Annotated in this window: 15 protein-coding genes, 5 tRNA genes and 1 pseudogene; 9 read left to right on the forward strand and 12 right to left on the reverse strand. The window is 71.1% G+C overall.

Annotated elements, in window-relative coordinates:
• Window positions 1-2 precede the first annotated feature (2 nt).
• Window positions 3-1,676: a GAF domain-containing sensor histidine kinase gene (locus HCA58_RS18840; protein ID WP_169599207.1), complete on the forward strand. Its 1,674-nt coding sequence runs from the start codon at window positions 3-5 to the stop codon at window positions 1,674-1,676.
• Window positions 1,677-1,686: 10 nt separating this feature from the next.
• On the opposite strand, the gene HCA58_RS18845 is transcribed toward HCA58_RS18840, so the two are convergent.
• Entirely contained in the window at window positions 1,687-2,325 is a 639-nt protein-coding gene (locus HCA58_RS18845) for a response regulator transcription factor (protein WP_169599158.1), read from the reverse strand.
• Window positions 2,326-2,569: 244 nt separating this feature from the next.
• Here HCA58_RS18845 and HCA58_RS18850 point away from each other — a divergent pair, with 244 nt between their 5' ends.
• On the forward strand, window positions 2,570-3,544 hold the full coding sequence (locus HCA58_RS18850; protein ID WP_169599159.1) for a nitroreductase: 975 nt from the start codon (window positions 2,570-2,572) through the stop codon (window positions 3,542-3,544).
• A gap of 50 nt (window positions 3,545-3,594) precedes the next feature.
• On the opposite strand, the gene HCA58_RS18855 is transcribed toward HCA58_RS18850, so the two are convergent.
• Together HCA58_RS18855 and HCA58_RS18860 are read right to left on the reverse strand one after the other, a co-directional pair.
• Window positions 3,595-3,669 (reverse strand) — tRNA-Val (locus HCA58_RS18855).
• A 39-nt stretch (window positions 3,670-3,708) separates the two neighbouring features.
• A tRNA-Gly gene (locus HCA58_RS18860) sits at window positions 3,709-3,781 on the reverse strand.
• A 153-nt stretch (window positions 3,782-3,934) separates the two neighbouring features.
• Here HCA58_RS18860 and HCA58_RS18865 point away from each other — a divergent pair.
• Entirely contained in the window at window positions 3,935-4,180 is a 246-nt protein-coding gene (locus HCA58_RS18865; RefSeq protein ID WP_169599160.1) for a DUF6458 family protein, read from the forward strand.
• Between the two features lie 167 nt (window positions 4,181-4,347).
• On the opposite strand, the gene HCA58_RS18870 is transcribed toward HCA58_RS18865, so the two are convergent.
• The 3 genes from HCA58_RS18870 to HCA58_RS18880 all read right to left on the reverse strand — a co-directional run bounded on the left by HCA58_RS18870 (window position 4,348) and on the right by HCA58_RS18880 (window position 4,615).
• Window positions 4,348-4,422 (reverse strand) — tRNA-Val (locus HCA58_RS18870).
• 15 nt (window positions 4,423-4,437) lie between these two features.
• Window positions 4,438-4,508: transfer RNA gene (locus tag HCA58_RS18875), tRNA-Cys, on the reverse strand.
• Between the two features lie 34 nt (window positions 4,509-4,542).
• Window positions 4,543-4,615 (reverse strand) — tRNA-Gly (locus tag HCA58_RS18880).
• 175 nt (window positions 4,616-4,790) lie between these two features.
• Between HCA58_RS18880 and HCA58_RS18885 the strand changes: the two genes are divergently transcribed.
• Window positions 4,791-5,393: a TetR/AcrR family transcriptional regulator gene (locus tag HCA58_RS18885; protein WP_169599161.1), complete on the forward strand. Its 603-nt coding sequence runs from the start codon at window positions 4,791-4,793 to the stop codon at window positions 5,391-5,393.
• A gap of 95 nt (window positions 5,394-5,488) precedes the next feature.
• Window positions 5,489-6,064 carry a TIGR03086 family metal-binding protein gene (locus HCA58_RS18890; RefSeq protein WP_169599162.1) on the forward strand — a complete coding sequence of 192 codons (576 nt, stop codon included), beginning with the start codon at window positions 5,489-5,491 and terminating at the stop codon, window positions 6,062-6,064.
• A 54-nt stretch (window positions 6,065-6,118) separates the two neighbouring features.
• Here HCA58_RS18890 and HCA58_RS18895 read toward each other — a convergent pair whose 3' ends face one another.
• The gene (locus HCA58_RS18895) at window positions 6,119-7,000 is read right to left on the reverse strand and encodes a hypothetical protein (protein WP_205809063.1); all 882 of its coding nucleotides are present in this window, start codon (window positions 6,998-7,000) and stop codon (window positions 6,119-6,121) included.
• Window positions 7,001-7,177: 177 nt separating this feature from the next.
• Here HCA58_RS18895 and HCA58_RS18900 point away from each other — a divergent pair, with 177 nt between their 5' ends.
• Window positions 7,178-7,846, forward strand: coding sequence for a 50S ribosomal protein L11 methyltransferase (locus HCA58_RS18900; RefSeq protein WP_169599163.1), 669 nt, complete (start codon window positions 7,178-7,180; stop codon window positions 7,844-7,846).
• Between the two features lie 12 nt (window positions 7,847-7,858).
• The gene (locus HCA58_RS18905) at window positions 7,859-9,043 is read left to right on the forward strand and encodes a cytochrome P450 (protein ID WP_169599208.1); all 1,185 of its coding nucleotides are present in this window, start codon (window positions 7,859-7,861) and stop codon (window positions 9,041-9,043) included.
• A 31-nt stretch (window positions 9,044-9,074) separates the two neighbouring features.
• Here HCA58_RS18905 and bioD read toward each other — a convergent pair whose 3' ends face one another.
• Both bioD and HCA58_RS18915 read right to left on the reverse strand, forming a co-directional pair.
• On the reverse strand, window positions 9,075-9,812 hold the full coding sequence (gene bioD, locus HCA58_RS18910) for a dethiobiotin synthase (protein ID WP_169599164.1): 738 nt from the start codon (window positions 9,810-9,812) through the stop codon (window positions 9,075-9,077).
• On the reverse strand, window positions 9,800-10,936 hold the full coding sequence (locus HCA58_RS18915) for an 8-amino-7-oxononanoate synthase (RefSeq protein ID WP_169599209.1): 1,137 nt from the start codon (window positions 10,934-10,936) through the stop codon (window positions 9,800-9,802). The genes bioD and HCA58_RS18915 overlap by 13 nt, the downstream gene beginning before the upstream one ends.
• Window positions 10,937-11,100: 164 nt before the next feature.
• Here HCA58_RS18915 and bioB point away from each other — a divergent pair, with 164 nt between their 5' ends.
• On the forward strand, window positions 11,101-12,096 hold the full coding sequence (gene bioB, locus HCA58_RS18920) for a biotin synthase BioB (RefSeq protein WP_169599165.1): 996 nt from the start codon (window positions 11,101-11,103) through the stop codon (window positions 12,094-12,096).
• A 565-nt stretch (window positions 12,097-12,661) separates the two neighbouring features.
• On the opposite strand, the gene HCA58_RS18930 is transcribed toward bioB, so the two are convergent.
• On the reverse strand, window positions 12,662-13,726 hold the full coding sequence (locus HCA58_RS18930) for a GNAT family N-acetyltransferase (protein WP_169599167.1): 1,065 nt from the start codon (window positions 13,724-13,726) through the stop codon (window positions 12,662-12,664).
• Between the two features lie 105 nt (window positions 13,727-13,831).
• A complete protein-coding gene (locus HCA58_RS18935; RefSeq protein WP_169599168.1) occupies window positions 13,832-14,533 on the reverse strand; it encodes an amino acid-binding protein in 702 nt (233 codons plus the stop codon).
• 148 nt (window positions 14,534-14,681) lie between these two features.
• Between HCA58_RS18935 and HCA58_RS18940 the strand changes: the two are divergent.
• Window positions 14,682-14,913, forward strand: a pseudogene (locus HCA58_RS18940) (phosphotransferase); the annotation flags it as partial.
• 13 nt (window positions 14,914-14,926) lie between these two features.
• Here HCA58_RS18940 and HCA58_RS18945 read toward each other — a convergent pair.
• Window positions 14,927-15,973: a LacI family DNA-binding transcriptional regulator gene (locus HCA58_RS18945; RefSeq protein WP_169599169.1), complete on the reverse strand. Its 1,047-nt coding sequence runs from the start codon at window positions 15,971-15,973 to the stop codon at window positions 14,927-14,929.
• Between the last annotated feature and the right edge of the window lie 29 nt (window positions 15,974-16,002).

The raw sequence follows: 16,002 nt of genomic DNA on the forward strand, positions 1-16,002 counted from the left end.
GCCTGAGCCCGCTGTCCCGAGTCCACCTGGACGAACTGCTCCAGGAGATGCTGGATCGCGTCGGCGAGGTGGTGACCAGCCGGGAACGGCTACGGGCGCTGCTCGACGCGGTCGTCGGCATCGGTACCGACCTGGATCTACGCAGCACCCTGCGACGTATCGTGCAGGCCGCATGCGACCTGGCCGGGGCCCGCTACGGCGCGCTCGGGGTGATCGGGCCCGACCGGATGCTGCACGACTTCATCACCCACGGCATCGCCGCGGAACTACACGCGGAGATCGGTGACCTGCCGCACGGCCGAGGGGTGCTCGGCCTGCTCATCGACGATCCGCAACCGGTACGGATGCCCGACATCACGAGGCATCCGAACTCCTACGGCTTCCCGCCGAACCATCCGCCGATGCACACCTTCCTCGGCGTGCCGGTCCGCATCCGCGACCAGGTCTTCGGCAACCTCTACCTGGCCGAGAAGCAGGGCGGCGCCGAATTCACCGAGGACGACGAGGAGATCGTCGTCGCGCTCGCGGGCGCGGCCGGTGTGGCGATCGAGAACGCCCGACTGTATGCGCTGGCCCACCGGCGGGAACGCTGGCTCGCCGCTACCGCCGAGATCACCTCACTGCTGCTCGGTGAGGTGCGTCGCACCGACGCGCTGACCCTCGTCGCCAGGCGAGCCCGTGAAGTGGCTGAGGCCGAGCTGGCTCTGGTGCTGCTCTACGACGACGAGGCTGAGCACTTCACCGTCGAGGTCGTCGACGGTGTCGGCACCCAGGCCCGCGCGCTCGTCGGTACGGTGCTGCCGGCCGGGGACACCAGCTTCGCCGGGTCCATCGTGGCGGGCCGGCACGATTCGGTGGAGGATCTGGCCCACGCCGCACCGTGGCCGGCGGTGCTGCACACCGGGCCGGCGGTGATCTCTCCACTGGCCACCGCCGACACCCTGCACGGGGTACTGGTGATCGCGCACAGCGTCGACCACGGCGGCGCCACCGACGACGATACGACCCTGCTGGGCAGCTTCGCAGGTCAGGCGGCGCTCGCCATGGAGCGCGCCCGGGGCCAGGAGGAACGCGAGCAGCTCGTGGTGTTGGAGGACCGCGAGCGGATCGCCCGGGACCTGCACGACGTGGTGATCCAGCGGTTGTTCGCCACCGGCCTGCAACTGCAGAGCGCGGTGCCGCTGATATCGCGGCCGGAGATCGTCGCCCGGATCAACACCGCGGTCGACGAACTCGACACCACGATCAAGGACATCCGCCGCACCATCTTCGAACTACGTACCCCGATGAGTGCGGTGCTGCGCACCGAGATCCGCGAGGCGGTGGAGGCCGCCGCCGAGTCGTTGGGTTTCCGACCGAGACTGGAGCTGACCGGGCCGGTCGACAGCGCCGTGCCGGACGAGGTCCGCCCCGAACTCACCGCCGTGCTCCGCGAGGCGCTGTCCAATGCGGTACGCCACGCCACGGCAACAACGGTGTCGGTGGAGGTACGTGTACACGCCGCCCGGGTCACCGTCACCGTCACCGACAACGGGGTGGGCTGTGACCCGGCCGCCGCCCGGGGTGGGCTGCTGAACCTACGTGAACGCGCCGAACGGCACGGCGGCACCTTCGAGGTACGCGGCGCGGAACCCCACGGCACTGAGCTGCACTGGTCGGTCCCGATCCGGGACTGAGCCGCACTGGTCAGTTGGTCTTGCCGAGCAGGCGGGTGGCCAGCACCGCGGCCTGGGTTCGTCGCTCCAGACCGAGTTTGGCCAGCACGCTGGAAACGTAGTTCTTCACCGTCTTCTCGGCCAGGAACATCTTGCTGGCGATCTCCCGGTTGGTCAGCCCCTCGGCGACGTACTCCAGGATGCGCCGCTCCTGCTCGGTGAGGGACCGCAACTCGCGGGGCTGCTCCACGCCACTGCGGATGCGGTCCAGCACCCGGGTGGTGATCGCCGGGTCGAGCAACGACTGACCGGCCGCCACCCGGCGTACCGCGTCGACGAGGTCGGTGCCCCTGATCTGCTTGAGCACGTACCCGGAGGCACCAGCCATGATCGCCGCGAACAGCGCCTCGTCGTCCTCGTACGACGTGAGGATCAGCCCTCTTATCGAGGAGTCCACGGCCCGTACGTCCCGGCACACGTCGATGCCGTTGCCGTCGGGCAGTCGGGCGTCGAGGATCGCCACGTCGGGCCGCAGCGCCGGAATCCGGCGGGCCGCCTCCGGTGCGGAACCGGACTCACCGACCACCTCGATGTCCCCACTGGCGTGCAGCAGGTCGGCCAGACCACGACGGACGACCTCATGGTCGTCAAGCAGGAACACCCGGATCATTTCCCCTTTCTACCCCCTCCCGCTCACCCCCACCCGGGTCGAAAGTCCCGACCTTCCGTCCGCCTTCGCCCCGTCAGTCATGACGTTGTCGCAGCTGACCTCCGGCGTGGCCCGGCGTGGCCCGGCAACTTGCGGTAGCCGGGCGGCGGCCGGGGGCCCGAGGGTTCGGGACGTGTGGCCCTGCCGGGTGGGGTGTGCGGGGCGCACCGTGAGGAGTACCAGGCGGAAGCGAGGGGGCACGACCATGGAGACCGGCTACACCGTCGAACAACTGCGGGCCGTCGCGACCGACGCGGTCCGCGCGCCGTCCCTGCACAACGTCCAGCCGTGGCGATTCCGGCTACGCGACGGCGGGATCGAGGTGCTTCTCGACCCGACCCGGCGGCTACCCGCCACCGACCCGAGCGGTTGGGGTGCCCGCGTCGCCGGTGGCGCGGCGCTGTTCAACCTGCGCCTGGCCCTGGCGGTGGCCGGCACACCGGCGACGGTACGACTGCGCCCGTACCCGTCGGAGCCGGACGTGCTGGCCCGGCTGGTGCCGGATCTGCCACGTCGACCCAGCCCCGGCGAGCAGAGCCTCCACCTGGCCATTCCACGCCGGTTCAGCAACCGTGCCCCGTTCTGGCCCGACCCCGTTCCGGCTGACTCCCGCTGGCAGCTGGGTGAGGCGGCCCGGGCCGAGCACTGCTGGCTGGAACTGCTGATCGGGGTGAGTGCCGTCAACGCCTTCGCCGAGATCGCCCGCGGCGCACACCGGGTACTCGAACGTAACCCCACCTACCGGGCGGAACGCGAGGCATGGGTACGCGCCGGCACCGAGCCGGACGGCGTCCCGATGGCCGCCAGCGGCCCGCGGGCCGAGCCGCAGGACCTGCTGCCGACGCGTGGCTTCGGTGGCACCCGGCGGGCACCCGGGCGGGACTTCGAGCCGGAGCCGCTGGTGGCGGTGCTCGGTTCCGCCGGTAACACCGCCGTCGACCAGGTGGTCGCGGGTCAGGCGTTGCAGCGGGTGCTACTGACCGCCACCAGCGCCGGGCTGTCGGTGTCGATGCTGTCGCAGCCGATCGAGGTGCCGTCGGCCCGGGAGCAGCTGCGGTTGTCGCTGGGACGGTTCGGTACGCCGCAGATGGTGATGCGGGTCGGGTACGGCCAGCCGGGCTGGCCCACCCCTCGCCGCCCGGTGGACGAGGTGCTGGACCTGCCGATGCAGCTCGCCTGACTGTCACTTCGGGACGGTGCCGCAAGCTCCACCAGTCACACCGGAGGTCGTGGTGGGCGATACTGGGTTTGAACCAGTGACCTCTTCCGTGTCAAGGAAGCGCGCTCCCACTGCGCCAATCGCCCGCGGCGACCGGCGGCACCCGCAGGTGCGGCCGGGTCACGAGCGGACGACGGGACTCGAACCCGCGACCCTCACCTTGGCAAGGTGATGCGCTACCAACTGCGCTACGTCCGCATTGCCTCCGACTGTGCCGGGGACGGGGCAACTCTACCCGATGACAAGATCGCTTGGAGCGGCGGGCCGGGACAACAGTGATTGCGCCGCTCACCCCCCGGGTACAGACCTCTCCCGACAGCACACCGCACCCCCCGGACAAAGGAGGCTGTCATGGGTATCGGCACCAGCATCTTTCTGTTGGCGCTCGGCGCCATCCTCACCTTCGCGGTCAACGCCAGCGTCGGCGGACTCGATCTGGACGTGGTCGGCTGGATCCTGATGGCCGCCGGCGCGCTCGGCCTGATCCTGACCACGCTCGTCTGGGGTCGCCGTCGCCAGACGGTCGCCACCACCACCGAGGAGCCGGTGGAGTACCGCCGGGTCGAGGAGCGTCGGGACGTCGCACCGCCCAGGTGACCGACCGGTGGTGGCGGTCACCGTAGCGGGTGCCCGCCACCGCCGCAGGTCGGCCACGACGAGCCGACGGCCCGCTCCGTGGCACCGAGCGCCGGGAGCGGACAGAGCACGTCAGCGGATACGCGAGAAGCCCGTTACCGGATCACCGGTAACGGGCTTCTATCTACTGGTGGGCGATACTGGGTTTGAACCAGTGACCTCTTCCGTGTCAAGGAAGCGCGCTCCCACTGCGCCAATCGCCCTTGCTGTTCCTACCGAGGTGGGGACGGGATTTGAACCCGCGTACACGGCTTTGCAGGCCGTTGCCTCGCCTCTCGGCCACCCCACCGAGGTTGCCCCCGTCACGCGTGGCGGCAGCTCCGAGCGGACGACGGGACTCGAACCCGCGACCCTCACCTTGGCAAGGTGATGCGCTACCAACTGCGCTACGTCCGCATGCCCCGGATGTTCCCGGTGACGGATGAGAACTTTAGCCGAGCGGCGGAACGGATGCCAAATCGGGGTCCAATGCCGGCGAGTCCGAAACTGTCCGGCTTCCGACTGCCGCAAGCCGGATCAACAGGGGTTTGGTGACCGGCCGTATCCATCTCGATCGGATACGGTGACGGGCGTGACGAGACGTGCGGCGGAAATCCGCCTGGATGCCCTGCTGCGCACCGCATGTGACGTGATCGGGCAGCGCGGGTTGGCGAACACCCGCACCGCGGATGTGGCGCAGGCCGCCGGGGTGAGCCAGGCGCTCGTCTTCTACCACTTTGCCACGAAGGAACGCCTGCTCGCCCAAGCCTTCGCGTACGCGGTCGAACAGGATCTGGCCCGGCTCGACGCGGTCACCCGATCCGGCGCCCCGCCACTGACCAAACTCCGCCGCATCCTGCGCCTCTACACACCCGCGGGACGCGCCATCTCCTGGTCCATGTGGATCGACGGCTGGGCGGAGTCGCTGCGTACCCCCGAGTTGGAGAAGGTCTCCCGCAAGCTGGACCTGCGGTGGCGGCAGGACCTGGCGACGGTGATCTCCGACGGGGTCGGGGAGGGAAGTTTCGTCTGCACCGACCCGGCCGGTGCCGCCTGGCGGATCAGCGCCGTGATGGACGGCCTGGCGGTGCAGCTCGCGGTACACGACCGGGTGATCTCCCGCCGGCAGTTCGCCGAATGGGTGCGCCTCGTGGCCGCCCGCGAGCTGGGACTGGCTGCCGAGCAGCTGGAGTAGGGCGCTACCGCCACGATCGACGCCACGGATCCGAGGGTTACCCGCACCACCCGATCCAGCGGGTTACCCGCGCCAACGACGGGAACAGAGGCGACATGGAGCTGCTGAAGACATACCGGCGCAGCCTGGCCGAGTTCACCGACCGGGTGGAACAGGTACACCCCGGACAATGGTCGGCCGCCACCCCCTGCCCCGGCTGGGACGTGCGCGCACTCGTCAACCACGTGGTCAGCGAAGAACGGTGGAGCGTGCCGCTACTCGCCGGGCGGACCATCGACGAGGTGGGTGACCGCTACGACGGCGACCAACTCGGCGCCGACCCGATCGCGGTCGCCCGACAAGCCGCGGCACAGGCCGAGGTCGCCGCCACCAGCCCGGGGGCCCTGGAACAGGCCGTGCACCTGTCGGCCGGCGCCACCCCCGCCGAGGAGTACCTGCACCAGTTGCTCGCCGAACATCTCGTGCACGGCTGGGACCTGGCAGTGGCGATCGGCGCTGACCCGACGATGGACGCCGACGCGGTCGCCGAGGCGGCCCGCTGGTACTCCCGCCACGTGCAGGACTACCGGAGCAACAACCTCGTCGAACCGGAGGTCGAGCTGCCCGACGGAGCCGACGAACAGGACCGGCTCCTCGCTGCCTTCGGCCGCGACCCGAACTGGGCCCCGTGACGTGACCTGAAGCCACGGTGGGCCGGACGAAACGCCGCCCACCGTGTTCCAGTGTCAACTCAGGTAACCGTCGTCGCGGGGTACCGTCCGCCACCCGCCCTGCGGATCCGAGCGCCGTTCGACCCAACGTCTGGGCGCCCGGCTGACTGCCCCGACCGCCGGCTCGGGCTCCCGGGTCAACTGCCGCAGCCGCAGCAACAGCCCCACTCCGAGGAACAGCAGCAGACCCCCGAGAAGGAAGGCCGCCTCGGTCAGGCCGAGCCCACTGCCGGTCTGGTTGCCGGCCGCGTCGGCGTCCGGCGGATCGACCGCCCCACCCGCGTCCCCCGCGTCGTCGGCAGGTTCGGTCTCCTCCTCGGTCGGGTCCACGGTCGGCACGTCGACCGGCTCCTCCGTCGGGGTGGGGGGCTCGGTCGGTTGGTCGACCTCCACGCCCTGACCCACCACCTCACGGGTGGCGGTCTGTCGGGACAGCAGCCGCAGGTCCCGGTCGTACGCCTCAGCTGCCAGGCTCACCCGTCCCCGGTCGACGTCCCCGTCGAACGCGATCCGGTACTGGGCGGTGACCGTGCGCCCCAGGCAGAGGGTGCCCGGGTCGAGCTGACGGTCGGTCAGCCGCGCCGCGTCCCCCTCGGCCTGCACCTCCACCGGGAACGAACCTGTCTCCTCGATCCGTTCCACCCGCACCTGATCCAGCCGCAGCCCCTGCACACCCAGCACCAACGACCAGCGCACCTTTATGCAGTCGCCCTCATCGTCGCGGGACACCACGGCGGAGACCGTCTCCACCTGCCCGCCGGCGGTGAACTGGTCCGGCAGGCCGCCGAGTTCGGTGGCGAACGCCGCCTGTGCCGGCACAGCCATGGCAACGTCCACTCCGGTGAGACATGCCAACGCCACCCCGATCCTTAGCGTGTAACGCCACAGCCTCTTCACGATCCGTCCTCCCGTTGGTCGCCTCCATTGGCAACGCTAGGAGCGCAGGAGGCCACCCGGTAGACGGGGGTGTTTGCACGTACTGTGAAGCGAGATGCCCGTTTTCACGCAAAGTATTGAACCGGACACGAATCAGCGCGACACGCCGTGAAACAGGTGCCGGTGGACAATCGTCTGATGTCCGCGCTCTCCACCGCCTTCGTTCAGTTGCACGCCCGGCTCGCGCCCGTCGCCTTCGTACCGGAGGTGCGGCTGCACCAAGCGGACGAGCCGATCGGACTGTGGGAGCTGACCGAAGGCGAGTTCCGCAGCGACCGGCCGCCACCGTTCTGGGCCTTCGCCTGGGCCGGCGGACAGGGCCTGGCCCGCTACGTCACCGACCACCCGGAAACCGTCGCCGGACACCGGGTTCTCGACCTGGCCACCGGCTCCGGCCTGGTGGCCATCGCCGCCGCCCGGGCCGGCGCGGCCACCGTCCGGGCCGTGGAAATCGACGAACTGGCCGTCGCGGCCGTCGCACTCAACGCCGAAGCCAACGGAGTACACGTCGACGCCGAACACGGCGACATCCTCGACGGCGACGCGCGCGACGCCGAAGTGATCCTGGCCGGTGACGTGTTCTACAGCGAGGCGATGGCCAACCGGGTGCTGCGATTCCTGCTCCGCGCCGCCCGTGGCGGGGCCACGGTGCTGGTCGGCGACCCGGGCCGGGCCTTCCTGCCCCGGGAACGCTTCACCGAACTCGCCGCCTACCAGGTGCCGGTGAGTGCGGCGTTGGAGAGCGTACGGGTGAAGCACACCACGGTGTGGCGGCTGCGTACCAGCCGACCGGGAACCGCCGACTAGCGTGACGCCGTGCTGTTCCGCGGCTGGGAGCAGGCCCCCACGGCGAGCGCCGGCACCGGGGCCGGGGTCACCCCGTGGCCCGACGTGGCCCGGGTCGCCGACCAGGTAGGCGTCGAGCACCTGCTGGTGACCCGGCACACCCTGGTCCGGCAGGTGCTCAACGACCCGACGACGTTCCGACCCGACAACGCGCTCGACGCGATCACCCCGATACCGGTGGCCGCGTTACGGACGCTCGCCGCCCACCGGTTCCGGCTACCGCCGACGCTGGCCAACAACGGCGGCGCCGGTCACCCGGCGATCCGCGCCCTGGTCGCCGAGGCGCTGCACCCCACCCGGGTGGCCGCCCAACGGGACTGGCTGACCGCGCTGATCCGCCAGCGGGTAGCCGAGCTGACCGCCACCCTGGCCACCGGCGCCCCGGTCGACCTGCACGCCGGCCTCGCCGCCGACCTGCCGCTGCTGGTCCTGGCCCGGCTGATCGACCTGCCCGACGCCCCCGTAGCGGCAGTGAAGGACTTCGCCCGCGCGGCGCTGGAACTTTTCTGGGCACCGCTGGACACCAGCCGACAGCAGATGCTCGCCGCCGAGGTCGGCCGGTTCCACCTGCTGCTGCGGGAGTTCGCGGCCACCGGCGACGGTCTGGTCGCGTCCCTGCGCGCCGCCGGCCACCCACCCGACGTGGTCGTCGGCGCCCTGTTCTTCCTGCTCGTCGCCGGGCAGGAGACCACCTCCCAGTTCCTCACCCTGCTGATGCACCGGCTCGTCGGTGAGCCGGCGGTCCTCACCGGGCTGCGGGACGGACGCGTGAACGTCGCCGACGTGGTCGAGGAAGGGCTGCGACTGGAACCGCCGATCGTCACCTGGCGACGGATCGCCGCCGTGGACACCACGCTGGGCGGAACCTCGGTGACGACGGGCAGCAGTGTCGTGTTGTGGCTGGCCCGAGCCGGACGTGACCCTCAGGTCGTGCAGTCGCCGGACGAGTTCCGGCCGGGTCAACCCGGGTCACGACGGCATCTGGCCTTCGGCGCGGGCGTCCACCGCTGCGTCGGCGACCAGCTCGCCCGGATGGAGGCCGCCACACTTGTCGCAGAGGCCACAACCCTGCTGACAGGGGTGCGTGTGGTGCGTCCACCCCACTATCCCGACAATTTCACCTTTCGGATGCCCGACACCTTCGTCGTCCGCCGCTGACATCCCCTCCGGCGACCACGATCGGGGTGACTCAGCTGGTCCCGTCGGCCCAGGTTCGCCAGTCGTCGAGCACTCCGTACAGCGCGGGAGTGAGCCATCCGGGCGCGGATCGCCGGAACACCCCCGGGTCCATCGCGCCGGCCCCGGCCGGCAACGCGCCGAGCAGGGTCGGCAACAGATCGCCCAGGTTCGCCCAGTGCACCAGGGCAGGCTTGGCTGGCCAGGCACCGATCACCACCCCGGCCGGCACGGCCCGCCGTTGCAGCGCTTCGAGGGTCAGCGCGGTGTGATTGAGGGTACCGAGCCCGGCGCGAGCCACCACCACCGCAGGAGCGCCGAGCGACACGGCCAGATCAGCGACCGTCCATGGCTCCCCGGAGGGCCGCAGTCCCATCGGTACGAGCAGTCCACCGGCCCCCTCGACAAGCACCAGGTCGTGTTTCTCGGCTTCCTCCCGTACCGCGTCGACCGCGCTGTACAACTCCAGCGGCGGCAACTCGGCGACCCGGGCGGCGGCCAGCGGCGCGAGGGGGTCGGGGAAGCTGGCGAGCGTGCGCCCGGTCATCGGGGCGGCCAGCCGGGTGATCGCCTCGACATCGCCGTGCTCACCGGCGGCTGTGCCGGTCTGGCCCGGTTTGACCACCGCGACCCGCAGCCCGGCCGCCTGCGCCGCCGCCGCGATCGACGCGGTCACCACCGTCTTACCGACCTCGGTGTCGGTGCCGGTGACCAGCACCGGCCCGCGCCACTGATCCGTCATGGCGCACATTCCACGATGACCTCCAGGGCGTGTTCGAAGTCCCGCCGAGAGACCCCGGCGTTGATGGTCAGACGCAGCCTCGACCGGTTGTCAGGAGTGGAGGGTGGGCGGAAACAGCCGACCGCCACACCCCGGTCCCGGCAGGCGGTGGCCCACGCGGTGGCCGCGTCCGGGCCCGGCGCGGTGACCGAGACGACGGCGGCGTCGGCAGCTGACACCTCCAGACCGGCGGCGCGCAGCCGGTCCATCACCCGGGCCGCCCGGTCGGCCAACTCGGCGCGCAGCCCGTCACCGGCACACGTCAACTCGACGGCAGCCTGCACCCCAGCCACCACCGCCGGCGGTAGAGCGGTGTCGTAGATGAAGGTCCGGGCGGTCTCCACCAGGTGTCGGATGAACTCGGTGGGGCCGGCCACCACACCACCGGCCCCGCCGAGCGCCTTGGACAGGGTCGCGGTGACCACCACGTCGGGTTCGCCGGTCAGGCGGGCCCCGGCCACCGCACCGGCACCGTCCGGTCCGACCACACCCAGCGCGTGCGCGTCGTCGACAAGTAGCAGGGCGCCGTGTTCACGGACGGTGGCGTGCAGCCGCGCCAGCGGAGCGAGGTCACCGTCGACGGAGAACACCGACTCGGTGACCACCACGGCCGGTCGCCCGAGGGCTGCCGTGAGGGCTGCGGCGACCGCCGCCACGTCGGCGTGCGGGGTCACCACCGTCTCGGCACCGGAGATACGACAGCCGTCGATGAGTGACGCATGGTTGTGCGCGTCGGAGATCAATAGCGTTCGGGGTCGCACCAGCGCGCGTACCGCACCGAGGTTGGCCAGGTATCCGGAGGAGAAGACCAGCGACCGTTCGGTGCCGAGCCAGCCCGCGAGGGTCTCCTCCAGGGTGTGGTGGGCATCGGTGGAACCGCGGATCAGCCGAGAACCGGTGGCCCCCAACCCGTACCCGGCCAAGGCCCGGGCCGCCGCGGCGATCACGTCGGGATGGGTGGCCAGCCCTAGATAGTCGTTGCCGGCCAGGTCGATCACGCCGTCGCCGGCGGTACGCGGATGCAGCCGGCGGGTCAGCCCCGCTTTCGCCCGCAGCTCGGCGCGACGGTCCAGGGCCGCCAGCCAGTCCGCCACCGCCATGTCCCTTCCCTGCCGGCTCCCGCCTGTCAGGCGCTTCCGCCGGGCGAAGTTACCATCCGGCATGCCCGTACCGGCGTGGCGGCGTACGGCTCGCCGCGCTCTGCCACCGGCCGGCCGGGTCGGGCAGGACGGCGCGGCGGCCTTGTAGGGTACGTGGCATGCCAGAGATCCTCGACCAGGCCCGGGACCAGGTGCTGCACGACGGCGTCGGTCTCGACGAGACCGGTGTCCTCGCCGTGCTGAACCTGCCCGACGAGCACCTGTCCGCCACCCTCCAACTCGCCCATGACGTGCGGATGCGTTGGTGCGGTCCGGAGGTCGAGGTCGAGGGCATCGTGTCACTGAAGACTGGCGGTTGCCCGGAGGACTGCCACTTCTGCTCGCAGTCGGGTCTGTTCACCTCGCCGGTGCGATCGGTGTGGCTCGATATTCCCTCGCTGGTGCAGGCGGCGAAGCAGACGGCTGCGACGGGGGCGACGGAGTTCTGCATCGTGGCCGCCGTACGCGGCCCGGACGCCCGGTTGATGAGGCAGATGCGGGAGGGCGTCGCCGCGATCAGGGCCGAGGTCGACATCCAGGTCGCCGCCTCGCTCGGCATGCTCACCCAGGAGCAGGTCGACGAGCTGGTCGAGATGGGTGTGCACCGCTACAACCACAACCTGGAAACCTGCCGGTCGTACTTCCCGAACGTGGTCACCACGCATTCCTGGGAGGAGCGGTGGGAGACCCTACGCATGGTCCGCGAGTCCGGCATGGAGGTCTGCTGCGGCGGCATCCTCGGCCTCGGCGAGACCGTCGAGCAGCGGGCGGAGTTCGCCGCACAGCTCGCCGAACTGGATCCGCACGAGGTGCCTCTGAACTTCCTCAACCCTCGGCCCGGCACCCCGCTCGGCGACCGCCCGGTGGTGGAGGGCAGGGACGCGCTGCGGGCCATCGCCGCGTTTCGACTGGCCATGCCGCGGACCATCCTGCGGTACGCAGGCGGCCGGGAAATAACTCTGGGTGATCTCGGTACCCGCGACGGGCTACTCGGCGGCATCAATGCCGTGATCGTCGGTAACTATCTGACCACCCTGGGCAGGCCGGCCACCGACGACCTAGCGCTGCTCGATGAGCTGAAGATGCCGGTCAAGGCGCTGTCGGCGACCCTGTGACAGCGCCGGCGGCAGGCCACATCTGGTGCGACAGGTGCGGTGAGGCAACGGCGTCCGGCGCACACGAGCGGTGTGCGACGGCCCGCGCCCTGGAGCCGCCCCGGTACTGCGCCCGGTGCCGGCGCCGCATGAAGGTGCAGGTACTGCCGGTGGGCTGGTCGGCGGTCTGCGTCGAGCACGGCGAGATCCTGAGCTGATCGGATGCTGCGTGGCGAGGCGGTGACGGTCGGGGACTCCGGGGAGCGTGCGGCCGACGATGGAGAACGCTCGCGGGGAACTCGACAGTGTGCGGGGAGGAAGACCGACAGCCGCACGGGCAGCGACGGGCAGGTGTGCACGGCCGGGTGAATGGCCCAGCCGGGTCGGTTGGTGCATGGCCGGCAGTGCCTACGGAGGCGGAGCCAGGTCAGGCGGAACGGTCTGCCGGCGGTGGCGGTGCTCTGGTCATCGCTTCGTGAAGACCGGTCGAGGCACAGCCGCCGGAGAAAACGATGGGCAGGACTCCCGCACCGGGAATCCTGCCCACCTCACCGATCGCCGCACCGGAGATCGGTCGCCTGAACCGTCAGCCGGCGTTCTCCGCCACCGCCGCAGCCCCGACCGCCAACGGCACAGTCATGGTCAGCAGGGTGCCGTCCCGCTGGACGGTGGTCGGCCGGGACAACCGGCTCAGCGTACGCAGCATCGGCGCGTTGTCCGCCTGGACGTGCAGCACCATCGCCGCGTACCCGGCAGCTTCCGCCTGCCGACTCAGCCGACGCAGCAGCGTCGAGCCCAGCCCGCGACGCTGCCAGTCGTCCCGCACCAGCAACGCCAACTCGGCCTCGTCGCCCTCAGCGAGCAGGTTCCCCATGGCGACAACCGACTCCACCGCCCCGCCGGAGCCGGTCGTCGTGGCGACCAGAGTCAGCCCGCGTGCCGGCTCCAGAAGCCGACGCAGCCGGGTCGGCGAGGGGGCACCCGCACCGCCCAGGTAGCGACGCTGCCGGCTCTTCACCGAGCAGGCCTGGTGCAGTTCGATCACCGCCGTCAGGTCGTCCGCGACGGCAGGGCGTACGGTCAACTCGGCACCATCGGGCAGGACCACGGTGACCTGTTCGGTGCTGCGTCGCACCGCGGTGGCCCCCAGTTCGAGCAACGCCTGCGCCCGTGCGTACTCCGCCGGGGTGAAGATCGGCTCGGCTCGGCGCAGAGTGTACGAGCCGCCGTTCGGGTCGACCAGCAGCATCGTCACGTCGTCAATCCCGGGGCGGGCCGCCGGAACCGGCGTCGCCCGCCAGGTCACCTCGTCGGCACCGAGGAGCGCCCGGAGCACCTCGCCGGTCGCGTCCGGGTCGTGTACCAGCCTGGTCGCCAGCCCGAGCACCCGTGTCGGCTGATCGGCCAGGCCCTGCGCCTCGCTACGCGAGACCCAGCAGTTCCGCCCTCGGCCACGTTCGACGGCGGCGAGCAGGCCCGCCTCGTCGAGGGTGTCCGGCGCGTCGACGAGGAAGTCATCGACAGCGCCATGCTCGGTGGTGTGCACCTGCACGGTGAGGATGTTGACTCCACGCAACGCGAGGCTCGCCGTGAGCACCGACAGGTAGCCCGGCCGGTCGTTCACGGTGGCTCGGATCCGCCACAGCGTCATCGTTGCCTCCTTTCCGGTCCCACCCTCGTCCACGGCTGTTGCCGGTCGGTTGCCTCACCATGTCCAGCCACGTCGGGCCCTGCGGTGTGCGTCACAGCCGCCTGGTCAGGGGTTGTTGCTCACCGACGTGGTGCCGACCAGATCGAGCCGGTCGCCGAGGATCACCGCGCAGGCGCGGACGAGTTGCGCGAGCCGGTCCACCTCCGTGGAGTGGAACGCGGCCGGCGTGAGGGTCTCGCTGTGCTCGCGGGACACCACCAGGACCAGCCCGGCCCGGCCGAACGGCGCGACCGCGAAGTGACTGCCGTCGGGTGCGGTCATCGCCCGGGCGCGCAGCGGCGTCACCTCCGGCAGCCTCGGCGGTACCGGGGTACGCCAGCTGGCGTGCCCGACCGTCGCACCACCGCCATCGGTACGCGACGCCCAGTCGGCCGGCACCACTGCGGCGACCGCCCAGTCGGCGGCGAGCAGCCCCGGTACGGCGTCGACCAGGGTGGCCATCCCGTCGGTCGGGTTGGCCGCGACCTGGGCCAGCAGTTCGGCGTCCTGGCCGGTGGTGGTGGGCGCGCCGATCGCCCGCCAGACACCGTCGACCCGTACGCCGGGGATCGCCGCCAAGCCGGCGAGTAGCCGCTCCACCCGCGCAGCACCCGGCCACACCACCGTGAAGTCGTCGACCGCCCGCCCGCCGAGCCGTTCCAGCACGACCACCTGAACGATGTCGGCCCCGGAGACGCCGAGGGTTCGCGCCACCTGACCGAGCGTGCCCGGCCGGTCCGGCAGGGTGACCCGAACGCGCAGCAACATCTCAAACCCCTCCGCTCGGCGGGCCGACGCACTGGTCGGCAAGCTGATACCAGCGTGACACTTGACCATTTCGCCCCTGTTGCGGCGGCATGTCCCGAGGGTCAATGCCGACCTTGACAAGCCGCCGGAGCTGCCATGAACTGCCTGGATGACCGAACCGACCGCCGGCTCGCCCGCCGGTGGGATCTGGAACGGCTCGGCGGCTACCTGACGGCGCACCACCCCGATCTGGCCGCCGGTCCCTACGGGCCGAGCTGATCGCCGGTGGCCGGTCGAACCTGACGTACCTCGTTCACACCGGCGCTCGGCACGTGGTGCTGCGCCGCCCGCCGCTCGGGCACCTGCTGGCCACCGCGCACGACATGGCCCGGGAGTTCCGCGGCGGTACGCGGTTCAGGTGGACGCCCGTTCGACGAACTGGGTGTCCAGGACGACGTGCGGCGTGCGGATCTCGTCGCCCCGGATGCGGTCGACCAGCAGCCGCGCCATCTGCCGGCCCATCTCCTCCACGGGTTGGTACACCGACGTGAGCGGCGGGTTGGCCTGCCGGGCGATCGGCTCGTCGCCGAAACCGACCACGGCCACGTCCTGCGGCACCCGGCGGCCGGCCTCACGCAGCGTCCGGATGGCGCCGAAGGCCATCAGATCGGCGGCTACGAAGACGGCGTCAAGGTCAGGGCAGCGCTCCAGCAGCCCCCGCATGGCCGTCGCGCCGCTCTCCTCGCTGAAGTCGCCGTACGCGATCAGGTCGGGATTGACGCCGAACCCGGCGGTGCGTACCGCTTCCCGATAGCCGGCCAGGCGGGCCAGGCCTGCGCCCATGTCCTGCGGGCCGGCGATGGTGGCGATCCGCCGCCGGCCCCGGCCGGCGAGATACTCGACGGCCTGCCGGGCCCCACCGGCGTTGTTGACGTCCACGAAAGAGGCGGGCTGGGCTTCCGGATGCAACATCCGCGCGGGCCGCCCGCCGAGGACGGTGGGCAGGCCACGTTCCTCAAGCAGGGTCGGCAGCGGATCGTCGTCGTGCAGCGACAGCAGCAGCACACCGTCGATGTGCTGGTTGGTCAGGTGGTGTTCGACCCGCTCCCGCTCCAGCGGTGACTGGGCCATGGCCAGCCAGAGTTGCAACGGCGTCTCCAGCAGCGCGGAACTGATCCCCCGGACGATTCCGGCGAAGAACGGCTCGGCGAAAATCCGCTCACCGGACTCGCTGACCACCAGGGCCACCGAGTCCGTCCGTTGGGTGACCAGGGCCCGTGCAGCACGGTTCGGTACGTAGCCCAGTTCGGCGATGGCCTGCTGCACGGCGGCCCGGGCCTCCGGGCTCACCTGCGGGGAGCCGTTGACCACGCGGGAGACTGTGCCGCGGCCGACTCCGGCGCGGGCGGCGACCGCGTCGAGCGTCGGTCGCCCGAGCGACCGGGTGCGCTGCGTTGTCATCGTCTGCTCCTCCGACGTCAGGCGGCCCC

This window comes from Micromonospora sp. HNM0581 (genome assembly GCF_012726175.1).
In the GTDB taxonomy this organism is placed as follows: domain Bacteria; phylum Actinomycetota; class Actinomycetes; order Mycobacteriales; family Micromonosporaceae; genus Micromonospora.